We start from the raw sequence: 21,269 nt of genomic DNA, 5'->3' as shown, positions 1-21,269 counted from the left end.
GGTCAGAGATGTTCGGGCAGCACTTCCCGTGCCAAATCGGCGATGCGGCGTTCATTCGGGAAGGACAATTTTCGGGCCAGTTCCTGGATGGGAACCCAGGCGGCGTCAACGGCTTCCTGGTCCGGATCATTCTCGATAGTCAGCTCTCCACCCGTTGCCCGCAGAAGAAAATGGTGCACGGTCTTATGGACGCGGTGGCCGCTCACGGTGAACCAGTAGTCGATGCTGCCCAGGGGCGCCAGGATGCTGCCTTCGATGCCGGTTTCCTCGGCGATCTCGCGTACAGCGGCTTCCTCGTTGTTCTCGCGACCTTCCGGGTGGCCCTTCGGGAGGCACCACTCAAGCCGGCCACCCCTGTTAAGGCGGGCGATGATCGCAACCCGGAGTTCGCCGTCGGACGTGTCTACTACTACACCGCCGGCTGACACTTCCTCCACAGTGGGAAGCGAGGCCTGCACCGGGTGCTGCTGGGCAGGCGCGACGTGTGCACCGATTGCCGACGGCAACGGTGCGTTTGTCCTCCTGCCAGGAGCGCTCGGGATCGGGTTGGCCATGAGGTCCACTCTAACGACTCTTGCCCCGGAGTGATGACCGGGACATGGCCACAAGATGGACTACGGGCGATGGTCTGTGGACACATGCCTGATTTCGCATGGAACAGTGGCCCACTGCCGAGTAAAAATCTGCCAAGCTTAAGGGACTATGGCGCACGTATTGGACAGCTCTTCAGTTAACTTCACCATCGACCCGGTGGTGCTCGACCTCGGGCAGCGCTTTGTCGATGCCGGCTTCGAGCTGTCGCTGGTGGGTGGACCTGTGCGCGACCTCTTCCTGGGAAGGACATCCCCGGACCTCGATTTCACCACCGATGCAACGCCGGATCAGACTATTGGCGTCATCAAGAAGTGGGCGGACAACTTCTGGGAAATCGGCCGTGCTTTCGGCACGATCGGGATGAAGAAGAGTGGTTTCCAGATCGAAATCACCACGTACCGCGCCGAAGCTTACGACCCCGATTCGCGGAAGCCCGTGGTGGCGTTCGGCAACTCCCTGAAGGACGACCTCCTGCGCCGCGACTTCACCATCAACGCCATGGCGCTGCGGTTGCCCAGCCTTGAACTCGTGGATCCGTTCGGCGGCGTCCGCGACCTCCACGCCTCGGAGCTCGCCACGCCGGGTGCCCCGGAGTCATCATTCTCCGACGATCCCTTGCGCATGATGCGCGCGGCCCGTTTCGCTTCCCAGCTCGGCGTGTCGGTCCACGACGACGTCCGGCTGGCCATGTCCCAAATGGCCGACCGCATCAAGATCATCTCCGCCGAGCGTGTTCGGGAAGAACTGGTCAAGCTCATCAACGGAGCGCACCCCCGTGTGGGCATTGATCTCCTGGTGGACACCGGGTTGGCTGAGTTCGTGCTCCCCGAAGTTTCCGCGCTGCGCCTCGAAGCCGATGAGCACCACCGGCACAAGGACGTGTACCAGCACTCGCTGCAGGTGTTGGAGCAGGCTGCTGCCTTGGAAACGGGTCCTGACGGCCCGGTTCCCGGCCCCGACTTTTTGTTGCGGTTCGCCGCGTTGATGCACGACGTCGGCAAGCCGGCTACGCGCCGCTTTGAACCGGGCGGCGCGGTCAGCTTCCGCCACCACGATGTTGTGGGGTCCAAGCTGACGGCGAAGAGAATGAAGGCACTGCGTTTCGACAATGAGTCGATCAAAGCTGTGTCCCGCCTGGTGGAACTCCACATGCGCTTCTATGGCTACGGCGATGCCGGCTGGAGCGACTCCGCGGTCCGCCGCTACGTGACCGACGCCGGTCCCTTGCTGGAACGCCTCCACCGCCTCACACGGTCCGACGTCACCACGCGTAACCAGCGCAAGGCCGACCGCTTGTCCTTCGCCTACGATGACCTTGAGCATCGCATTTCGAAGCTTCTGGAACAGGAATCATTGGCGGCCGTCCGCCCCGACCTTGACGGAGCGCAGATCATGGCACTCCTGGGACTCAAACCTGGTCCTGTGGTGGGACGGGCTTACAAGTTCCTTCTGGAAGAACGCATGGAACACGGACCACTCTCCCCCGAGGAAGCCGAGCAGAAACTCCTGGCGTGGTGGGAAGCGCAACCCGAGTCCGCCGTCGTCGAGCCATTGACCGAAACTGAGGAGCCCTCATGAACGCTGCGACTTCACCGCGTCCGCAACTCTGGATCCTTCGCCACGGCGAGACCGAGTGGTCCAAGAGCGGCCAGTACACCGGTCTGACTGACCTTCCCCTCACCGTTGAGGGCGAGCAGCAGGCTGTGGAGGCGCGCAAGGTCCTGGAAGGCATCGACTTCGACCTCGTCCTGACCTCACCCCTGCGCCGCGCCCGCCGCACGGCAGAACTCGCAGGCTACCCGGAGGCCGTCCATGAGCCGCTGGCAGTGGAATGGAACTACGGCGACTATGAAGGCATCAGCTCGGACCTGATCCGCAAGGACAACCCGGACTACCTCATCTGGACAGATGGCGTACCCAACGGGGAAACCCTGGATGAGGTTGCTGCCCGGGCCGACAAGATCATTGGACGAGTCCTGGAATCTGGAATGGACAACGTTCTGATAGTGGCCCACGGTCATTTCTCCCGGATACTTACCGCCCGCTGGCTCGAAATGGATGCAAGCGAAGGCCGACACTTCATTCTGGGAACGGCCAAAGTGTGCACCCTCGGCTGGGATAAGCGGACGCCTGCAATTGTGCGTTGGGGCCTCTAAACACGAATTTAAGAAAACTTTTGGCGAATTAGTCAATTTCGCTGGTCAAACTCCTTCTTCATGGGGTAGCTTATATCTTGTTCCCAGAGCGACTCGCCGGGAACAAGGCGCGCATTCCCCGGTTCAGTCAACCGGGACAATGCCACAGCAGGCTGTAAAGGCCGGAAGGAGGTTGGGAAAAATGATTACTTTGACTAGCGGACGGAAGTTGACCGTCACTGCTACCCCGGCCTCTGCTGATGATCGACGCCATTTTTGCTCTCTGACCCACTCCTGATCTACCGGACCGGCTTGTTGCCGGCGGTATTTCTTAAGGCCCTCCTGTCTTTGGATGGCTGAGTAGTCAGTTGTAGGCGCGGACCCACGCAGCATGCCGCGGGTGCGCAGTTTCCCCATAGTTCGGAACCAGCTTCTTGTTGGGTCGACTGCCGGAAGCACGCGCTATTGCACGACGAATCCCTTTCGACTCGGTCCGCAAATCCCCTTCATTAGCCTCGGCTATTTATGCCCTCTTCGCCTTGATTTCTTGTGAATTCATATGGCTCTCATTGTTGCGCCTAAATTCCGATTACATATCTCCCGAAAGGAGGTGAATCATGCGAAAACGCCCAGAAGACATGCGCTTCTTCAAGAGCACCAACGCTCCTAAGGACCGCATTCTGTTTAACGGCCAGCTGCTCGACCAACGCCGTGAAGACGTCTACGTTGTCCTGCACCAGATGGGACTCATCCGCTGATACCCAACAGCTGAGCCCGAAGGAGTTCAGATGCCACACATTGATGCTGAACCTCAAGGAGCCCACGCGGCTACGCGTGGGCTCCTCCCCTTTTAACGTGGGGAACCCCTGAACTCCTCATCTCGTGGAACCCCGGAGGACTGTAAGCTCGATCCCATGCAGGAGACGAAGCCTCACCGGCTGCAAAAACGTGCCCGCTTTGTGGTTCCAAGCCGCAGTGACTCCCTGCTTCGAAATTTCACTGAACTTGTGGGCGGGCCCTTGGGGAAACACTCCTCCCCCGGGAAGGTGGCGTCCGGTCCGTTCACTGTGGAACGCGTCCTGATCATCCTCACCGTATTCGCTGCACTGCTGGCTGTGCTCGCCAAGGACTACTGCCGAGTCCGTGGCTGGGAGACTCCCGGCCAGTTTTATGCGACGTGCTATTCGGATTTTCCGGAGCTTTTCCGGAACCGCGGCCTGGGTGACGGTGCCTTTCCGTTCTTCACCCAAGGCAGCCTGTTCGAATACCCGGCGGTGATGGGCGTCATCGCCGGCATCACGGCCCTGCTCGTGCCCGGCCAAGGCGCTGGAAACGAGCGCGTGCTGGGCTACTTCGACATCAACGCAACACTGATAGTCGCCGTTTGGATCGTCACGGTGCTCCTGACCGCAAGGATCAACAGGCTCCGCCCCTGGGACGCCGCCATGGTGGCAGTGGCCCCGGGGATCATTCTGGCCGGATTCATCAACTGGGACATGTGGGCCGTGGGACTGCTGGCCCTGGCCATTTACTTCTTCTCGCGGGACAAGCTGATCCTGGCCGGTGTGTTCATCGGCTTAGGAGCGGCCACCAAGATGTATCCGGTCCTCCTACTTGGTGCAGTGCTGGTGCTGGCTTTGCGCACCGGCAAGCTGCGCGCATTCTTCATTACTGCTGGTACAGCCTTGGCATCCTGGCTGGCAGTGAATCTGCCCATAGCAGCACTGAATCCATCGGGATGGGGATACTTCTTCGAATTCAGCCAAAACCGCCCTGCCGGGTACAGCTCACCGTGGTTCGCTTACAACCTCGTGGCTGACCGGGTTCGCTGGGTTCAGATTGACGGCGCAACCGTCAACGCGCTGGCCCTGTCCCTGTTCGTCCTCGCGTGCGTCCTTATTGGTGCTTTGGCCCTCTGCTCCCCACGACGACCCCGGTTGGCCCAACTGATGTTCCTTCTGGTTGCCGCCTTCATTCTGACCAACAAGGTGTACTCCCCGCAGTTCGTCATATGGCTCATACCGCTGCTTGCCCTTGCCCGGCCCCGCTGGCGCGACTTCCTCATCTGGCAGGCGGCTGAGGGGCTCCACTGGGCGGCCGTCTGGATGTATTTGGGCCTAACAACCAGTGGCGGCTCCGTCCAGCACAACATCGACATGTCCTACTACGTCTTGGCCGTGGGATTGCATTTGGTGGCCACCGCCTATCTCATGGCACGGGTGGTCATGGATATTTGGGATCCCGCCCAAGACCCACTCCGCGCCCATGGCGAGGATGATCCGCATGGGGGACCATTCGACGTTACCCGGGACTGGCTGCGGCTCGATGTGTTCCGCCCGTCACGGTCAGTCCTGCCGTGGCGTCCCCGGGCTACGGTGGAGACTACCGATCCCAAAGCACCCCAGCGTACGGAGGTAAACAGCGATGGTTGATGTCGCCGTCGTCGGTGCCGGTCCTAACGGCCTGGCGGCCGCAGTGGTGATGGCGCGCGCGGGCCTGAGCGTCCACGTTTACGAGGCCGCTGATGCGATCGGCGGAGGATCGCGGACCAGCGAGTTGATGGAGCCCGGATACCTCTACGACGTCTGTTCGGCCGTGCATCCCATGGCTGTGGCATCCCCCTTCTTCCGCGCTTTTGAGTTGTCGAAGCGCGTGGAATTGCAGCTGCCGGAGGTCCAGCACGGGACACCGCTGGACAGTGGAGGGGCGGCCCTGGCCTACCAATCCCTGGATCGAACGGTGCAGGAGCTGGGCGTCGATGGGCAGGCGTACCGTCGGCTGCTGCAGCCCCTGCTGGAGCGCGTGGACGGGGTGGTGGAGTTTACGTCCAACCAACTCCTGCGCATTCCAAAGGATCCCATGGCGGCTGTCAGGTTCGGTTTGGCCACCCTGGATCAAGGAACGCCGCTCTGGATGCGACGATTCCGCGAGGACGCCGCACCGGCCCTGTTGACGGGTGTGATGTCCCACGCCCTTGGCTCGCAACCGTCCCTCAGTTCAACGGGTGCCGGACTGTTGCTCAGCGTGCTGGCCCACGCAGGTGGTTGGGTGATACCTGTTGGCGGTTCGATGTCCATCGCCACAGCAATGGCTGACGACCTCAGGGCCCACGGTGGCACAATCCACGTGGGTGAGCGCGTGGACTCCTTGGACCAAGTCCGGCCCGCTAAGGCGATACTGCTGGATGTTGCCCCGCCAACTCTGGCGCGCGTGGGTGGTGCGGAAGTTCCAGACCGCTACCGCCGGGCGTTGGAAACATTCCGATTCGGGAATGCAGCGTGCAAAGTGGACTTCATCCTGTCCGAACCCGTTCCGTGGCGCGACCCTGGATTGGCCAAGGCCGGGACGGTCCACGTTGGTGGTTCGAGGCTGGCGATGGCCGAGTCGGAGAATCTAGTGGACATGGGCAAACACCCAACGGAGCCGTACGTTCTGGTGTCCCAGCCATCGGTGGTTGATTCCACCCGGGCACCGGAGGGCCGCCACGTTCTGTGGTCCTATTGCCACGTACCTGCGAACTCCACCGTGGATATGGCCGAAGCCGTCATGGCTCGCATTGAGCGTTACGCGCCTGGCTTCCGCGACGTCGTGGTGGCATCGAAGACCACGACGGCGGCGGAACTGTCCGCATATAACGAGAACTATGTTGGGGGAGACTTCAGTGCAGGTCTGTTGGACCTGCGGGGCCTGGTGCAACGGCCGGTGGTCTCCAACGTGCCGTGGCGAACCCCCATTTCCGGCGTGTACCTGTGTTCCTCGTCTACTCCGCCGGGGCCCGGAGTGACGGGAATGTCCGGGTATCACGCGGCAAGATATGCCCTCAAGGACATATTTAGAATGCGCGTACCTGGGCTAGGCGTAGGACTGTAACCACCCCTGACTACGCCGCCTCACCCACCTAGGTCGCAGCAGTGCGCGTTTTGACGGCTCAAAACGCGCACTGCTGCTAGTTAGTTGGGTTGCGCCGACGGAACCAAGGCGCGGCTGATGCGTCCGTCCCTCATAGTCGCGACGGCGTCGGTGAGGGGAAGGAACTCGGTGTCGTGAGTGACCATGACGGTGGCGGTGCGGAACTCGTTGGTGACCCGCCGAAGTAGCCGGACGATCGACTCGCTGCGTTCGTGATCAAGCGCGGCCGTTGGCTCGTCGACCAGAAGAACAGTAGGGCTTCCCATAAGGGCTCTGGCAATATTCACCCGCTGGCGCTGGCCGCCGGATAACTGGTGTGGGCGCTTATGCGCAGCGTCGGACAGGCCAACGACCTCCAGCAGCTCAGCTGCTTTCTCCCGTTCTCCGCGCACACGCTTGCCCCGGAGGTGCTCACGTATCAGCAACTGCTCGACGGCGGTCAGTGCCGGCAGCAGGTTGGGTTGCTGGAAGATGATGCCCACCTTGTCCCGGCGAAGGGCCGTGCGTTCGGCGTCCGAAAAGGCGGTGACGTCCTCTTCGTCGATGATCACCAGCCCGGCCGAGGGCTTCACGAGGGTCGCCGCGACGGCGAGAAGTGAGGACTTGCCGGAACCGGAGGGTCCTACAAGGGAGAGGAACTCACTTCTGTGCACGCTGAGGTTGACGGCGTCCAGCGCCTTGAGGGTTGAGGTGCCGTCCGGGTATTCGAGGGAAACGTTGACCAGGTTCAATGCTGTACTCACGATGCATGCCTTTCTGGGAATGTTTTAGTTGCCGCCGAGTGCCAACAGCGGATCCACTGTGGTGACGCTTCTTACCGCCAGGACTGCGCCCGCCAGGCCCAGGAGGATGATTCCTGCAATAGGCAGCAGCGTGGTCATGGGTGTAATCAGAAAAGGTGCGGCCTGGGCCGCAAACGTTCCGCCGGCCAAGCCCAGAAGACCGCCCACAGCCGCTCCTGCCAGCAGCACCATGGCCGCCTGGGTGAGGGCGTCCCGCAACGCATAGCCGGACGAAGCCCCCAACGCCTTGAGGACGGCGATGTCGCGTGTGCGCTGCACTGTCCACACTGTGAGGAACGCGACGATCACCAAGGCCGAAATGCCGTAGAGGAATGCCTGCATCAGCATGAGTGAGCCGTTCTCGCTCTTGTACGAGGCAAGTGCCTGGAACGAACCCGCGGGGTCCGTACTGACCGTGCCGGCCGCCGCGTTGGCGGCGTCGAGGTCCACGGAAGCTCCGGCGTCGAAGGTTGCGGTGATGACCGTTGCGGTGCCAGGTGCTGCGTGGGCGATGGTCCGCCAGGTCTCCAGCGTTGTCCACACCACGCCGGTGTGCGAGTACCACTGGTCCTCCACAACGGCTGAAACCGTCAGGTCTGTCCCGCCCGCACGAACCCGGCTGCCAACTTCCAGCGTCAGCTCTTTGGCCAGCGACTCACCCACCACCACCGTCCCGTCCTCCACAGCCGATGGAGCAATCGCGCCGCCAAAGACTGCGACGTTCGCGGTTCCGGTCGGGGTCCCCCCGCCACCCAACGACTGGAAACGGGTCTGGCTGATTCCCAGCGCCTCCGCGGACGTCACACCCGGCTGGTCCCGCCAGGCTCCGAGCTGAACAGGGGAAACTTCGGATTCGGTGTACGAGGCCTTTGGATCACCTCCGGCGGGTGCACCAAAAACAATCTGCTGCACAGGCAGGGCCCCCAGCGCGGACGTCGACTGGTTGCCCAGGCCTGCAGTCAGCCCGGAGAGCATGACCAGCAGCAACGTGATCAGGGCGACCACGCTGCCCATGAGCGCAAAACGACCCTTGGCGAAGCGGATGTCGCGGATGGCAAGAAACATCGGATTCCTTCGATTCAATGCGGGCTTGATCCCGGCTATCTCAACTCTTCCGGCGATAGGCCGCAGGGGCATCGGGAGCCGGATGGATCGGCTGGCATCGTGGGGTTGAACCGGCGATCATCCGAATGGTTGATTCAGGCCCTGGGGCGCGAAATTTGGTTTATGGAGGGAGCGCCGGGGATACGCTGTGAAGCATGCAGTCTCCCGCTGGCGCCGCCACAATCCTCCGCGTGCTGCGCGTGAGCCTTCATCTGGGTTTCGCGGTTCTGCTGCTGGTGGCCGTTGTCCGCTTGGTGACGGGAATGGGAACCAACGGTCCGGCGTCGGCTGTTGCTGTGATTGCCGGACTAAGTCTTTCGGCCCTGCTGGCATTGGTGTACCTCAGCGGGACTCTCTTGGAAAAACGCCATGCAAGCCATCCCACCCGGTTCAATCCCACACCCTACGCACGCTGGTGGCTTGGCGCGGTGATGCTCCTATGGCTGCTGCTCCTCCTAGTCAGCAGCGACTTCGCATGGGTTGCCTTCCCCTTGTTCTTCCTGCAACTGCACCTGCTCCCCCGCGCGCTTGCTTTGCCCGCGATTGCTGTGAGCACTGCGCTTCTGGTGGGCACGCTGTGGTTCCATAGCCGGGGTTCGTCCGACGGCGGCCTGCAGCTTGCGATGGTCCTTGGACCGGTGTTCGGGGCAGCATTCGCGGTGGTCACGGGCTTGGCCTATCGCGCTTTGTTCGTCGAAGCCGAGAATCAGCGCGCTGTTGCCGACGAGCTTCGCAGAACCCGCGCCGAACTCGCACAGACACAGCACGACGCCGGAATGCTGGCCGAACGCGAACGGCTTGCCCGGGAAATCCACGACACCTTGGCGCAGGGCTTTTCAAGCATTGTCCTGATGGGCAGGTCCGCCGAGAAAGCGTTGGACGATGGCGACGCCAGTGCTGCACGGGAGCGGCTACGAACGGTTCAGGACACGGCGTCTGCCAATCTTGCCGAGGCGCGGAGCTTTGTGCGCGGCCTGCGTTCGCCGGATCTTGAGCGCTCGGGACTCGTGGATACCCTCAGCCGCCTCTGTGAGAAAACGGAGACTGAGGCGGCTGCCCGGGGGTCCGCGCTGCGCTGCCGCTTCGAGCTGGTGGGTACGCCCATGGAACTGCCGAATACGTACCAGACCACCCTGCTCCGGGCCGCGCAGGCTTCCCTCGCCAACGTATGGGCGCACGCCCACGCGCGCACCGCCGTCGTGACCCTGTCTTTCCTGGGCGCTGAGGTGACCTTGGACGTTTTCGACGACGGGATTGGATTCGAGCCCTCGACGGCGGCCGGTACGGCGCGTGGCGACGGAACCGGCGTCGGGCTTCAGAGTTTGCGTGAGCGGCTGGCCGCATTGAACGGCAGCCTGGAGATTGAGTCGGCGCCCGGTGAGGGGACCGTGGTTGCGATCCGGGTGCCGTTGCCGGCGGATGGGGGTGCCGCGTGAGTGAGATTCGGGTGTTGTTGGTGGATGACCACCCGGTTGTTCGGGCAGGACTGCGGGCCATGCTCGCCGACTTCCCGGGGGTGACCGTGGTTGCGGAGGCAGCTGACGGTGATGCCGCGCTGGTGGAACTCAGCAAGCTCAATACTTTGGGTGAGCCCGTGGACCTGGTGCTCATGGACCTGCAGATGGGCAGCGGCATGGACGGCGTGACGGCCACGGAGAAGATCAAGGCGGGCGAGGCCGGGACTCCCCCGCCGCCGGTGCTGATTCTGACCACGTACGATACCGACGCCGACATCCTCGCCGCCGTGGAGGCTGGTGCGAGTGGCTACATGCTGAAGGACGCCCCGCCGGAGCAGATCCGGCAGGCCGTGTTGTCCGCGGCGGCCGGGCAAACCGCGTTGGCACCGGAGGTTGCGGCGCGGCTCATGGGCCGGATCCGGAATCCTTCCCCGGCTTTGAGCGCCCGGGAAGTCCAACTTTTGGAGCTCTTGGCAACGGGTATGAGCAACCGTGCCATGGCTAAACAGCTCTTCATTTCCGAGGCCACGGTGAAGACCCACTTGGTGCACATTTACTCGAAGCTCGGCGTGGACAACCGGACCGCTGCCATAGCCGTCGCGACGCAGCGCAGGATTATCCGCTCGCGCTGACTCTCCCCAACTGAGTCGCACCTGTGCGCGTTTTGAGCGCCCAAAACGCGCACAAATGCGACTCAGTCGGGTACGAATTTTGGTTAAACGGTTGACCTTTGATCCTTTTGCAGTGATGATTAGTGCACGTTTCGCTATGAGTTAGATCACAAAAAGTCACTCGTCGAAAGTTGGCCTCACATGTCCGCACCCACATTGGGCTTATCCGGCACTGCCCCCGGCAGCTCCGGACGCACCAAAAAGCTAGTCAGGAAGGCCGCTTCCCTCGGCCTAGCCTCGCTGCTCCTCGCAGGAACCATCCCCGCACTCACCTTTGCCGCGGCCGCCAATGCCGCTCCAGGTGATCCCGCGGCCATTAAAACCGTCACCCCCGAAGTCCCTGTCGATGCCGCCGGAGTACCCCTCGGAGCGGTGACCGGGTTTACCCAGTCCGGCAACGTCGTCAACCTTTCCGCGGAGAAGGGCGCCATCCGCGTCACGTTCCTGGACGACGGCAATTTCCGCCTGGAAGCTGACCCCAGCGGAAAATTCACCGATCCCGCCAATACAGACCAAGGCGATCCGGCCAGGACCGCCAACATCGTGGTGGGCAAGGATAAGTTCCCCGGCACCACACCCACAGTCACAGACGGCGACTGGCTGGTCCTGAAAACTGCCAAGATCAGCGTCGAGATCAACAAAGCCACCACACAGCTTCGGGTTCTCAGGACTGACGGCTCGTTGGTTCTGGAGGAGTCCGCCCCCATCACCTTCGGCGCCAACTCAGCTACGCAGCACCTCGCCCAGCAGGACGGCGAGCAGTTCATCGGCGGCGGCATGCAGAACGGCCGCTCCGTGCACACCGGCGCACTCATCAACATTGCCAAGAACTTCGACTGGGACGACGACGGCTACCCCAACGCCGTGCCGTACTACATGTCCTCCAAGGGCTACGGCGTCCTTCGCGACACCTTCGCCCGCGGCTCCTACAACTTCGGCGGCCAGCCCACCACCACGCACGAGGAAAAGCGCTTCGACGCCTACTATTTCGTGGGCGACTACAAGCAGTCCCTTGGCGCGTATACCACGCTGACCGGCAAGCCCATGATGCCCCCGGTCTACGCCTTGGAATACGGCGACGCCGACTGCTACAACCGCTCCAACCCGGGGTACTCCTCCTCGGGCTACGGCGATCCCGACGGCGCCAAACAGCGCACGCCCGACGCCATCAAGACGGCCCGGAAGTTCGTGGAGAACGACATGCCCGCCGGCTGGATGCTGGTCAACGACGGCTACGGCTGCGAGTACCAGCAACTCCCGGAAACCGTGAGCAACATCGAGGAAGAAACCGACCTCAAGGTTGGCCTCTGGACGCAGCGTTCCCTGACCAACCAGGAGTACGAAGTGGGCGAGGCCGGCGTCCGGCTCCGCAAGCTGGACGTCGCGTGGGTAGGCCAGGGCTACCGCCAAGCACTCACCGGTTGCGAGGCCGCGCACGGCGGCATTGAACAGTATTCCAACGCCCGTGGCACCTCGCTGATGGTGGAAGGTTGGGCCGGCTCCCAGCGCTGCGGCATGCAGTGGACGGGTGACCATTCAGGAAACCTCGACGCCGTCCGCTGGCAGGTCTCGGCCCTCACCGGCGCAGGCAACTCAGGTTTGGCGTTCACCACGGGCGATGTTGACGGCATTTTCGGCGGTTCCGCTGAGTCGTACGTCCGCGATCTCCAGTGGAAGGCCTTCGCTCCGGCGCTGTACTCCATGTCCGGCTGGGCAGCCACTGACAAGCGTCCGTGGCTCTACGGTGACGAAGCCACGGCCATCAACCGCCAGTACCTCCAGCTCCGTCAGCAACTCATGCCCTTCATCTACACGCTGGCCCAGGAGTCATCCACGAGCGGCGTTTCCATGATGCGCTCCATGGCCCTCGAGTTCCCCGAGCAGCAGTGGTCTTATGGTGCCGAGGCGAACAACCAGTTCATGTTGGGCTCCGACTTCCTGGTGGCACCCGTCTTTACCCAGACCGATGTCCGCAACGGCATCTTCCTCCCGGCAGGACACCAATGGGTGGATTACTGGACCGGCAAGCTCTACCAGGGCGGCCAGATCCTGAACGGCTACGACGCGCCGCTGGACAAGCTGCCGGTGTTCGTCCGTGCCGGAGCGGTGATCCCGCAAGGCATCGTGGCGCGCAACGCGTCCTTGGTACCCGAAGATTCCATGATCACTTTGGACGTCTACGCCCAGGGCCAGGACACCTTCACGCTGTACGAGGATGACAAGGTCACCCGCGAATTCAAAGACGGAAAATCGTCCAGCCAGGTGTTCGCAGTGGACGCCCCGGGCAAGGGCAACAGCAGCGTCAAGGTCTCCATCGGTGAACGGAAAGGCGAGTACACCGGCAAGGCTGCAGCCCGTCCCTACGAGCTGAAAGTCCACGCCGGCGCAGCACCCAAGGACGTCAGGATCGGCGGCACCAAGCTCGCCCAGCACGCCACCCAGGCCGCCTACGCCGCAGCAACCACCGGCTGGTTCTTCGATGAGGCCAACAACGGCACCATCTGGGTGAAGACAGGGTCCATCGCTTCCAACCAGTCCGCCACAGTCCAGCTCCAGCAGGCCGGTCCGTTGGGCGGCAAGAGCCAGGAGGACACCGCAGCCGAGGTTCGTGTGACCACCGGCCAGCAGGTCTTCCAGGATCAGGAAACCACCGTCACCGCGGCTTTCGTGAACACTGGAACCAAGGCAAAGAGCAACGTGGTGCTGACTCCGGTGCTCCCTGAGGGCTGGACTGTGGTCTCTTCCTCCGGCGCGACAGCCGCCAAGGTGGAAGGCGGCGCTACTGCAACCGCCACGTTCGTTATCAAGCCGGGGACCAGCGCGAAGGCGGGCCAACAGACCGTTCGGGTATCGGCGTCGTACGCTTCATCCGGATCCAACCAGTCTGTAACCGGCGGCAACCAGATCTATGTCGCCTACGGTTCCTTGGCAGCCGCCTACAACACCGTCTCGATCACCACCGTGGCGGGCAAGGCACTAGGAAACTTCGACGGCGGAGGGGCCACCTTCGCTGCCGAACAGCTGGCGGCCGCTACGGTTCCTGCCGGTGGAGTCCAACCGGGCAGCACGGTGACGGTGGACGCCGGAAAGCCCACGCAGGTTGACTACACGTGGCCGGCCGTCGGACCCGATGTCCCCAACTCGGTGGCGCTGTCGGCGCAAACCATTGCAGTCAAGGGCAAGGGAACGCACTTGGCAGTGCTCGGATCGGCCGCGGTGGGCAACGGAACCAGCCCGGTGTTGACGCTTACGTACGCGGACGGGACCACCGAGCAGCAATCCATCTTTTTCCCGAACTGGTTGCAGCCGTCGGTCCTGAACGGCGCCGTGCTTGCAGTCTCGGAACAAGGCCGCAACAACGCCAACGGACCGTCGCCGGAGTACACGCAATACAAATACCAGGCCTTCTCCAACACGGTCCGGCTCAACCCCACCAAAGAGCTGGCCTCCGTCACCTTGCCCACTGACACCCGCGTGAAGTTCTTCGACTGGAAAGTGACATCGCAGCCGTTGCCGAACGTCCCGCTTGGAACGGTGTACGCCTCGGACACGCCGTGGGTCCAGGCTTTGAACGGTTACGGCGTAATCGGTAAGAACGTTGCCAACAAGGACTCGGCGTCGTCCCCGGACAAGCCGCTGGCCATCAACTACACGGATCCCGTAACCGGTCAGCAGCCTGTGTTCAGTAAGGGCCTGGGCGTTCATGCTGCCTCAAAGATCACCTATTACCTGGGAGGAAAGTGCACCTCTTTCACCTCGCAGGTGGGCCTCGAGAGTGGCTTCGGCGGCAACATCATCTTCAAGGTCAATGCCGACGGCGTGAACAAGTACCAGTCGCGGACGTACACTCCAGGATTCGCCCCTGAGGCCGTATCCGTGGACCTCACGGGTGCTGCATACGTGGAATTGGTGGTGGACCCCTCCGGATCCATCAACGGCGCTCATGGTGTTTGGGGTGATGCGAAGTTCACGTGCGCTTCGTAGCCTGACGTGCAGACCGCCGTCGCCCGCTGCCTCCGTCCGGGGCAGCTGGCGACGGCCGTCCGTCTAACGGGCACAACAAGAAAGTGTCAGGGGAACGGGGCATAATGTCGCAAATGGGGAAATTGAAAAAACACGGTCTTGTCCTTGGTCTCGTATCGCTGGTGATGGCCGGTTCGCTGACCGCCTGCGATGACGGCCGCGCCGGCGCGGAAGGAGCAGCCAAGCAGCTCGCCTCCTCGCTGGCGGCGCTCGACGTCGGCCAGCTCGCCGTGGAGGGTAAGGACGCAGCCGCGGCCAATGATCAACTCAAAGCCGTCTTCGAGGGACTCGACGCCAAGCCGGCAGTAGAGTCAGGCGACGTCAAGCTCGACGGCGACACCGCAACGTTCCCCCTTAAATACAGCTGGAACATCGGCTCGGCCAAGTGGGAGTACAGCTCCGAAGCCACGCTGAAGAAGGTCGGCGACAAGTGGGCTGTCCAATGGACCCCTGCACTCCTTGCACCGGAACTCTCCGAGGGTGAGACCCTGTCCGTCAAGACCGTTCCCGCGCAACGCGGCCAGATCCTGGGTGCCGGAGATGCTCCCATTGTTGAGGACCGTCCCGTCTTCCGGGTGGGCATCGACAAGACCAAGGTTCCGGCAGAGCAAGCCGACAGTTCTGCGCGAGCCATGGCGGCTCTGCTCGGGCTGGACCCTGAAGAGTACGCCAAGCAGGTTGCCGCCTCAGGTCCGCAGGCTTTCGTGGAGGGCCTTGTGCTGCGCGCCTACACGGCGGAAATCACTGAAGCTAAAATCGAGGCCATTCCCGGCGGATCGAGCATCCTGGACTCCATGGCTTTGGCTCCCACCCGGACTTTCGCGCGGGCATTGCTCGGCAGCGTTGGTCAAGCCAGTGCTGAACAGATTGAAAACTCCAATGGTGCGCTGCGCGCCGGAGACACCACGGGCACTGGCGGTCTGCAGCAGAAGTACGACTCGTTGCTGCGCGGTAAAGATGGCGTGGAAGTCCTGGCAACTCCCGAGGTTAAGTCCGAAGGTGAGACCCCGGGCACCAAAGTGTTCTTCTCGTCCCTCCCGTCCCCGGGCACCACGCTGAAAACCACGCTGGACCTGAAACTCCAGCAGCTGGCGGAGGAAACGTTGGCCGGTGTTGGGCCCGCGTCGGCCATTGTTGCCCTTAAGCCATCCACCGGCGCTGTACTAGCCGCAGCGTCCGGACCAGGCAGCAACGGCTACAACACGGCCATGCTTGGCCAATATGCGCCGGGTTCCACCTTCAAGATTGTTGATTCCCTGGCCATGTTCCGCAACGGCGCCACCCCGGATTCCAAGGTTGAATGCCCCTCAACGCTGACCGTGGACGGCCGCACGTTCAAGAACGCCGAAGGGTATCCGGAAAGCTCCCTCGGCTCGGTGGCCCTCCGCGACGCTTTTGCGCACTCCTGCAATACGGCCTTCATCAACGCCAGGGATTCCATTAGCCAGGACCAGCTGGAATCCGCAGCACAGGCCTTGGGCGTGGCGGTTGAGGCTCCCAAGCTGGGGGCTGATGCGTTCTTGGGTTCGGTTCCCGGGGCTGCCGAAGGTACCGAGCACGCAGCTTCCATGATTGGCCAGGGCAAGGTGCTCTTCTCCCCGCTCTCGGCCGCGGTCATGGCAGCTTCCGTCGCCAACGGCGCACCTGTTTCTCCGCAACTCGTGCTGAACGCTGACGCCGCCCAGTCCCCGGCCGCCACCCAGAACCCCAGCTCCGGTGCCACTCCCACCGAAGGTGGCGCCGCGTCGCCGTCGTCAGCGTCTGCTTCAGTGAGCGCCGTTCCTGTGTCACCGGCGTCCACCAAGCCGATCACCAAGGAAGAAGCGGCCGCACTGTCCGACATGATGCGGGCTGTAGTGACCTCAGGCCACGCTGGCTTCCTCGCCGAAGTTCCCGGTACGCCGGTGGGGGCCAAAACAGGCACCGCGGAATTCGGCAATGACAACCCGCCAAAGACCCATGCGTGGATCGTGGCGACGCATGGGGATCTGGCGGTTGCCGTGTTCGTGGAAGAAGGCGGCTTGGGTGCCACTACCAGCGGACCCCTGCTGAAGTCGTTCCTCACCGCAGCCGGCTGACACCGCCGTCGAGTGCCAATCCGCCGCCATGGGAGGATTGAAACGTGGCCCATATTGACGTTTCCGGCATCGACTACTTCCTCTCCGACGGCACCCAGCTGCTCAACGGGGTGACCTTCAAGGTCCCCGATGGCACCAAAACGGCGCTCATCGGGCCCAACGGAACGGGCAAGACCACCCTGTTCAAGATCATCTCCGGTGACCTCACGCCGGACGAGGGTGTTGTTGGCCGCTCCGGCAACATGGGCATCATGCGGCAGTTTGTGGGCCAGGTTCGGGACGAATCCACTGTCCGGGATCTCCTCGTTTCCACGGCGCAGGCCAGCCTCGCAGCCGCTGCCAAGGCTGTGGAGGACGCCGAGCTGGCCATGATGGAGCACGACGACGAGCCCACGCAGATGAAGTATGCGCAGGCGATCGTGGACTGGGGAGACGCCGGCGGGTACGACGTCGAGACCGTCTGGGACGAGGTCTGCATGGCAGCCTTGGGGATTTCGTTCGACAAAGCGCAGTTCCGTCGCGCCTCCACCCTGTCCGGTGGCGAGCAGAAGCGCCTGGTCCTGGAAGCCCTGTTCGCTGGCCCGGACGAGCTCCTCCTCCTCGACGAACCCGATAACTACCTGGACGTTCCGGGCAAGCGCTGGCTGGAAAGCAAGCTCAACGAGTCCAAGAAGACCGTCCTGTTCATCAGCCACGACCGCGAGCTGCTCAACAACGCGGCCAGCCGTATCGTCACACTCGAGCCCGGTATCAATGGCGCTTCAGCATGGATCCATGGTGGCGGCTTCGGCACATATGTCGAGGCGCGTGCCGATCGTAACGCCCGTTTTGAGGAACTCCGGAAACGCTGGGACGAGGAGCACATCAAGCTCAAGGAACTCGTCAACATGTACAAGAACAAGGCCGCGTTCCGCTCCGACATGGCCAACAGGTACCAGGCAGCGCAGACCCGCCTTGCCAAGTTCCTGGAAGCTGGCCCGCCTGAGGCACTGCCGATCGAGCAGAACGTCAAGATGCGGCTCAAGGGTGGGCGAACAGCCAAGCGTGCCGTCGTGGCCGAGAAGCTGGAACTGACCGGTCTTATGAAGCCGTTCTCCACAGAGATCTGGTTCGGCGACCGCGTTGGTGTTCTTGGTTCCAACGGTTCGGGCAAGAGCCACTTCCTGCGCCTCCTGGCTACCGGCGGCACCGATCCGGAGCGTGAGCACCTGCCGGTGTCCGAGGTAGTGATTGCTGAAGTGCCGCATCAAGGCACCGTGAAGCTGGGTGCCCGCATCCGGCCAGGGTTCTTCGCACAGACGCATGTCCGGCCTGATCTGTTGGGCCGGACGCTGCTCGAGATCCTGCACCGTGGCGATGAGCACCGTTCCGGACTCGCCCGTGAGGCCGCCGCCGGTGCCTTGGATTCGTACGGCTTGGCCGGTCAGTCCGAGCAGAAGTACGAGTCCTTGTCCGGTGGTCAGCAGGCACGGTTCCAGATCCTGCTCCTGCAACTCTCCGGCGCCACGTTGTTGCTGCTGGACGAGCCTACGGACAACCTTGACCTTCATTCGGGCGAGGCTCTGGAACGGGCCATCGACGCTTTCGAGGGCACTGTCCTTGCTGTCACGCACGACCGCTGGTTCGCAAAGTCCTTTGACCGTTTCATGATCTTCGGTTCCGACGGCAAGGTCTACGAGTCGGAGGAACCCGTGTGGGATGAGAAGCGGGTGGAGCGCGCCCGCTAGTTCCAACGGTCTCTCACATAACAGCCGCTTTCGGCGAACGCTCTTGCACCTGCTGCGAGAGCGTTTCGCTTTAAGCCATGGGATGTGAGAGATGGATAGTGCTCAAATGATCATGCTATGTGATTATTTGAGCAAATGTTGCTACGGTTGAAGCATGGGAACTGCTGACCGCCACCGGCTCATTGGCGAGTTGTTGCGCACCCGCGAGCAAGCAACAGTGGAAGAGCTCGTCCAAGCAACAGGAGCTTCCGGCGCCACCGTCCGCCGCGACTTGGAAATCCTCGCCGCCAACGGAGTCCTGAAGCGCGTCCACGGCGGTGCACGCAGCCTGTTGGCGCGCGGAGACAACCCAGGTTACGGGCAACGCGAATTGGAACACCACGAAGCCAAGGTCCGTATTGCAAAGGTGGTGGACCAGCTGATCAGGGACCGCGAATACGTGTGGCTGGACAGCGGATCCACGGCAACGGAAATCGCGCGACGCCTGGGTAACCGTGAAATCACGGTAATGCCCATGTCACTGCATGGCGTCGAGGCCCTCACTCACACCAAGGACGGCCGCGCGCCGGAGCTCATTCTTCCCGGCGGCCGTCTCATCCCGGGGGAACAGTCGTTCCGGGGACCCATGACCGAAGCCAACATTCGCTCACTGAGGTTCGACACCGCCGTCGTAACTCCCTGCGCACTTAACCTCAAGGACGGCCTGCTGGCCCACGATCTTGATGATGCCGCGGTGAAACGTGCCGGACTGGAATCCGCGGCGCGGGTCATCGCGGCATCCGCAGGCAGCAAGTGGAATGCCAGCGCAGTAGCTCTCGTGGCAGCCATGGAGGCTGTGGACGTCATCGTGACAGACCAAGAACCATCCCCCGACGATCTTGCCCGGCTCAACAAACTCTCCGTGGAAGTTGTGATTGCATGACCACCAACACCAGAAGCACCACCAACGTCAACGCCGCGGCCGTGGCGACGTTCCTGATCTTCGGCATGAACGGATTGGTCTTCGCCAGCTGGGCTGCGCGCATCCCTGCTGTGACGGAGGCGCTCAGCCTGACGTCCGGCCAGATGGGCACGCTATTGCTCTGCACCGCTGTGGGTTCTCTACTGGCGCTGCCATCGGCCGGATGGGTAGTGGGCAGGATCGGTACAGCCAACACGGTCCGGGTGGCCGGCATCGTGGCTGGCGCCGCAGGTGCAGCCATTGCCTTCTCACTGATGACCGCTTCCGTTCCGGGTACGGCGGTAGCCCTGTTCTTCTTCGGCATTGGCATCGGGCTATGGGACGTGGCTCAGAACATCGAAGGCGCTGACGTCGAGCACCGGCTCAAGCGCACCATCATGCCCCAATTCCACGCTGCCTTCAGTGGTGGGGCGTTCCTGGGCGCCCTGATCGGTGCCGGACTCTCCCAACTGGGTGTGGGCCTGCCGGAGCACTTGTTGGTTATCGCGGCGATCGCCATCGCCTTGGCGCTGACAGTTCCCAAGTACTTCCTGCCGCACGAGGTGGAAGAAATTCACGACGGCGGCGCGGTGGCTGAGAAGGGTCCCACAGCTTGGCGGGATGGCAGGACGCTGCTCATCGGTGTGGTGGTCCTCGGTGCCACGCTCACCGAAGGTGCGGGCAATGACTGGATCGCGAAGGCTGCGGTGGACGGCCTCGGAGCCTCGGAGTCCACCGGTGCGTTGCTCTTTGCGCTCTTTGTCCTGGCTATGACCGTCATGCGGTTCTTCGGCGGCAAGGCGATCGACAAGTTTGGACGAGTGAACGTCCTCCGGGCCAGCATGGCAGCAGCCGCCGCAGGGCTCGCACTGTTTGTCTTCGCAGGCAATGTGGTCCTGGCCGGCGTTGGTGCGGCACTGTGGGGCGTTGGAGCGGCCTTGGCCTTCCCCATGGGGATGTCGGCCGCAGCGGACGACCCCAAGCATGCAGCCGCCCGGGTATCCGTGGTTTCCACCATCGGCTACGTAGCCTTCCTGGCTGGTCCGCCACTGCTGGGCTACCTCGGCGACCACACCGGAATCCATATGGCTTTGCTTGCCATCGGTGCGCCTATTTTGCTTGCTCTGCTTCTTGCCGGCGTTGCGAAGCCTTTGCCGACCAAATAGTGCGCCCGTCTGCCAGCTCATTCTCCTTAATGCATGTGTCTCGGAAGTACCACCACATGAGGAGCACAGTGCCGGCGGCAAGGCACGCCCCGCCCAGGACATCACTGAGCCAGTGGGCCGAGAGGTAAGTGCGGCTCATCATCATGGCGATCACGCCAAGGGCGGCGATCACTGCCATCCACCAGCGTCCGATCAGCAACGTGGTCACCAGGAGGAACGCCGTGGTGGCAGATACATGCCCTGAGGGGTATGAACCTGTATCGGTGAGAACCCTGGCCCCCTCTGGCCGGTCCCTGCCCACCACGGCTTTCGCCAGCTGCGTCAGCGCCAGTACGGAAAGGCCGCTTGCAGCCGCGAAGATGGCTGCTTTGGGTCGGCGCCATATCAGGAGCGACGCAGCCAGCACCGCGTGGAAGAAAAGCATCCCGGCATACCCTGCCCAATTGAGGACTGCGTTCACTTGATCCCAGAACGGGGAGTGCAGGCTGAAGGCGTAGGATTGCCAGCCGGTGTCCGCCCGGTTGAAGGCCGGCTCGCCTGGCCCTGCCATGATCAACACCCCGGGAACTGCAAAGGCGCACAGCAGGAGTACTCCGGGGGTGACCAGCTGCCAGCCGGGGCGCGGACGTGGATGGAGTACACGAATCATCCATTCATGGTAGCCATGGCAGATGGGTGGCACC

At 62.7% G+C, this 21,269-nt stretch carries 16 protein-coding genes; 12 read left to right on the top strand and 4 right to left on the bottom strand.

The window, feature by feature from the left end; translation table 11 throughout:
* Positions 1-2 precede the first annotated feature (2 nt).
* Positions 3-506 carry an NUDIX hydrolase gene (locus ACZ5J0_RS19860; protein WP_026005276.1) on the bottom strand — a complete coding sequence of 168 codons (504 nt, stop codon included), beginning with the start codon at positions 504-506 and terminating at the stop codon, positions 3-5.
* Positions 507-702: 196 nt separating this feature from the next.
* Between ACZ5J0_RS19860 and ACZ5J0_RS19855 the strand changes: the two genes are divergently transcribed.
* The 5 genes from ACZ5J0_RS19855 (at position 703) to ACZ5J0_RS19835 (ending at position 6,599) form a co-directional block, all read left to right on the top strand.
* Complete coding sequence (locus tag ACZ5J0_RS19855; RefSeq protein WP_464093877.1) at positions 703-2,172, top strand: CCA tRNA nucleotidyltransferase; 1,470 nt, start codon at positions 703-705, stop codon at positions 2,170-2,172.
* Positions 2,169-2,750 (top strand): histidine phosphatase family protein, encoded by a 582-nt coding sequence (locus ACZ5J0_RS19850; protein ID WP_142937308.1) that lies wholly within the window; start codon positions 2,169-2,171, stop codon positions 2,748-2,750. Before ACZ5J0_RS19855 ends, ACZ5J0_RS19850 begins: the two co-directional genes overlap by 4 nt.
* Before the next feature lie 596 nt (positions 2,751-3,346).
* Positions 3,347-3,487, top strand: a complete 141-nt coding sequence (locus ACZ5J0_RS19845) for a hypothetical protein (protein ID WP_464093876.1) — start codon at positions 3,347-3,349, stop codon at positions 3,485-3,487.
* 156 nt (positions 3,488-3,643) lie between these two features.
* Positions 3,644-5,161 carry a glycosyltransferase family 87 protein gene (locus tag ACZ5J0_RS19840; RefSeq protein WP_464093875.1) on the top strand — a complete coding sequence of 506 codons (1,518 nt, stop codon included), beginning with the start codon at positions 3,644-3,646 and terminating at the stop codon, positions 5,159-5,161.
* A complete protein-coding gene (locus ACZ5J0_RS19835; RefSeq protein WP_464093874.1) occupies positions 5,154-6,599 on the top strand; it encodes a phytoene desaturase family protein in 1,446 nt (481 codons plus the stop codon). The genes ACZ5J0_RS19840 and ACZ5J0_RS19835 overlap by 8 nt, the downstream gene beginning before the upstream one ends.
* Positions 6,600-6,679: 80 nt before the next feature.
* Here ACZ5J0_RS19835 and ACZ5J0_RS19830 read toward each other — a convergent pair whose 3' ends face one another.
* Entirely contained in the window at positions 6,680-7,381 is a 702-nt protein-coding gene (locus ACZ5J0_RS19830; RefSeq protein ID WP_464093873.1) for an ABC transporter ATP-binding protein, read from the bottom strand.
* A gap of 24 nt (positions 7,382-7,405) precedes the next feature.
* Complete coding sequence (locus ACZ5J0_RS19825; RefSeq protein WP_464093872.1) at positions 7,406-8,485, bottom strand: ABC transporter permease; 1,080 nt, start codon at positions 8,483-8,485, stop codon at positions 7,406-7,408.
* A gap of 194 nt (positions 8,486-8,679) precedes the next feature.
* Here ACZ5J0_RS19825 and ACZ5J0_RS19820 point away from each other — a divergent pair, with 194 nt between their 5' ends.
* The 7 genes from ACZ5J0_RS19820 to ACZ5J0_RS19790 all read left to right on the top strand — a co-directional run bounded on the left by ACZ5J0_RS19820 (position 8,680) and on the right by ACZ5J0_RS19790 (position 20,586).
* Entirely contained in the window at positions 8,680-9,960 is a 1,281-nt protein-coding gene (locus ACZ5J0_RS19820) for a sensor histidine kinase (RefSeq protein ID WP_166841987.1), read from the top strand.
* Positions 9,957-10,613 (top strand): response regulator transcription factor, encoded by a 657-nt coding sequence (locus tag ACZ5J0_RS19815; protein WP_308196358.1) that lies wholly within the window; start codon positions 9,957-9,959, stop codon positions 10,611-10,613. Before ACZ5J0_RS19820 ends, ACZ5J0_RS19815 begins: the two co-directional genes overlap by 4 nt.
* Positions 10,614-10,793: 180 nt before the next feature.
* Positions 10,794-14,636 carry an NPCBM/NEW2 domain-containing protein gene (locus ACZ5J0_RS19810; protein ID WP_464093871.1) on the top strand — a complete coding sequence of 1,281 codons (3,843 nt, stop codon included), beginning with the start codon at positions 10,794-10,796 and terminating at the stop codon, positions 14,634-14,636.
* A 113-nt stretch (positions 14,637-14,749) separates the two neighbouring features.
* Entirely contained in the window at positions 14,750-16,753 is a 2,004-nt protein-coding gene (locus ACZ5J0_RS19805) for a penicillin-binding transpeptidase domain-containing protein (protein WP_464093870.1), read from the top strand.
* 44 nt (positions 16,754-16,797) lie between these two features.
* Complete coding sequence (locus ACZ5J0_RS19800) at positions 16,798-18,480, top strand: ABC-F family ATP-binding cassette domain-containing protein (RefSeq protein ID WP_142937316.1); 1,683 nt, start codon at positions 16,798-16,800, stop codon at positions 18,478-18,480.
* A gap of 154 nt (positions 18,481-18,634) precedes the next feature.
* Positions 18,635-19,402, top strand: coding sequence for a DeoR/GlpR family DNA-binding transcription regulator (locus tag ACZ5J0_RS19795; RefSeq protein ID WP_142937327.1), 768 nt, complete (start codon positions 18,635-18,637; stop codon positions 19,400-19,402).
* Positions 19,399-20,586: an MFS transporter gene (locus ACZ5J0_RS19790; protein ID WP_142937328.1), complete on the top strand. Its 1,188-nt coding sequence runs from the start codon at positions 19,399-19,401 to the stop codon at positions 20,584-20,586. Before ACZ5J0_RS19795 ends, ACZ5J0_RS19790 begins: the two co-directional genes overlap by 4 nt.
* Here ACZ5J0_RS19790 and ACZ5J0_RS19785 read toward each other — a convergent pair.
* Complete coding sequence (locus ACZ5J0_RS19785; RefSeq protein WP_166841981.1) at positions 20,531-21,235, bottom strand: phosphatase PAP2 family protein; 705 nt, start codon at positions 21,233-21,235, stop codon at positions 20,531-20,533. The genes ACZ5J0_RS19790 and ACZ5J0_RS19785 overlap by 56 nt on opposite strands.
* Between the last annotated feature and the right edge of the window lie 34 nt (positions 21,236-21,269).

It is taken from the genome of Arthrobacter sp. DualSoilB13 (genome assembly GCF_055389195.1).
The sequence above is the reverse complement of the archived record's forward strand: the minus strand, read 5'-3'. Positions and strand labels throughout refer to the sequence as shown.

Excerpts from the sequence above, each read along its gene's own strand:
- ACZ5J0_RS19855 (WP_464093877.1), top strand. The coding sequence starts at position 703 with ATGGCGCACGTATTGGACAGCTCTTCAGTTAACTTCACCATCGACCCG.
- ACZ5J0_RS19850 (WP_142937308.1), top strand. The coding sequence starts at position 2,169 with ATGAACGCTGCGACTTCACCGCGTCCGCAACTCTGGATCCTTCGCCAC.
- ACZ5J0_RS19845 (WP_464093876.1), top strand. The coding sequence starts at position 3,347 with ATGCGAAAACGCCCAGAAGACATGCGCTTCTTCAAGAGCACCAACGCT.
- ACZ5J0_RS19840 (WP_464093875.1), top strand. The coding sequence starts at position 3,644 with ATGCAGGAGACGAAGCCTCACCGGCTGCAAAAACGTGCCCGCTTTGTG.
- ACZ5J0_RS19835 (WP_464093874.1), top strand. The coding sequence starts at position 5,154 with ATGGTTGATGTCGCCGTCGTCGGTGCCGGTCCTAACGGCCTGGCGGCC.
- ACZ5J0_RS19825 (WP_464093872.1), bottom strand. The coding sequence starts at position 8,485 with ATGTTTCTTGCCATCCGCGACATCCGCTTCGCCAAGGGTCGTTTTGCG.
- ACZ5J0_RS19820 (WP_166841987.1), top strand. The coding sequence starts at position 8,680 with ATGCAGTCTCCCGCTGGCGCCGCCACAATCCTCCGCGTGCTGCGCGTG.
- ACZ5J0_RS19810 (WP_464093871.1), top strand. The coding sequence starts at position 10,794 with ATGTCCGCACCCACATTGGGCTTATCCGGCACTGCCCCCGGCAGCTCC.
- ACZ5J0_RS19805 (WP_464093870.1), top strand. The coding sequence starts at position 14,750 with ATGGGGAAATTGAAAAAACACGGTCTTGTCCTTGGTCTCGTATCGCTG.
- ACZ5J0_RS19795 (WP_142937327.1), top strand. The coding sequence starts at position 18,635 with ATGGGAACTGCTGACCGCCACCGGCTCATTGGCGAGTTGTTGCGCACC.
- ACZ5J0_RS19790 (WP_142937328.1), top strand. The coding sequence starts at position 19,399 with ATGACCACCAACACCAGAAGCACCACCAACGTCAACGCCGCGGCCGTG.
- ACZ5J0_RS19785 (WP_166841981.1), bottom strand. The coding sequence starts at position 21,235 with ATGATTCGTGTACTCCATCCACGTCCGCGCCCCGGCTGGCAGCTGGTC.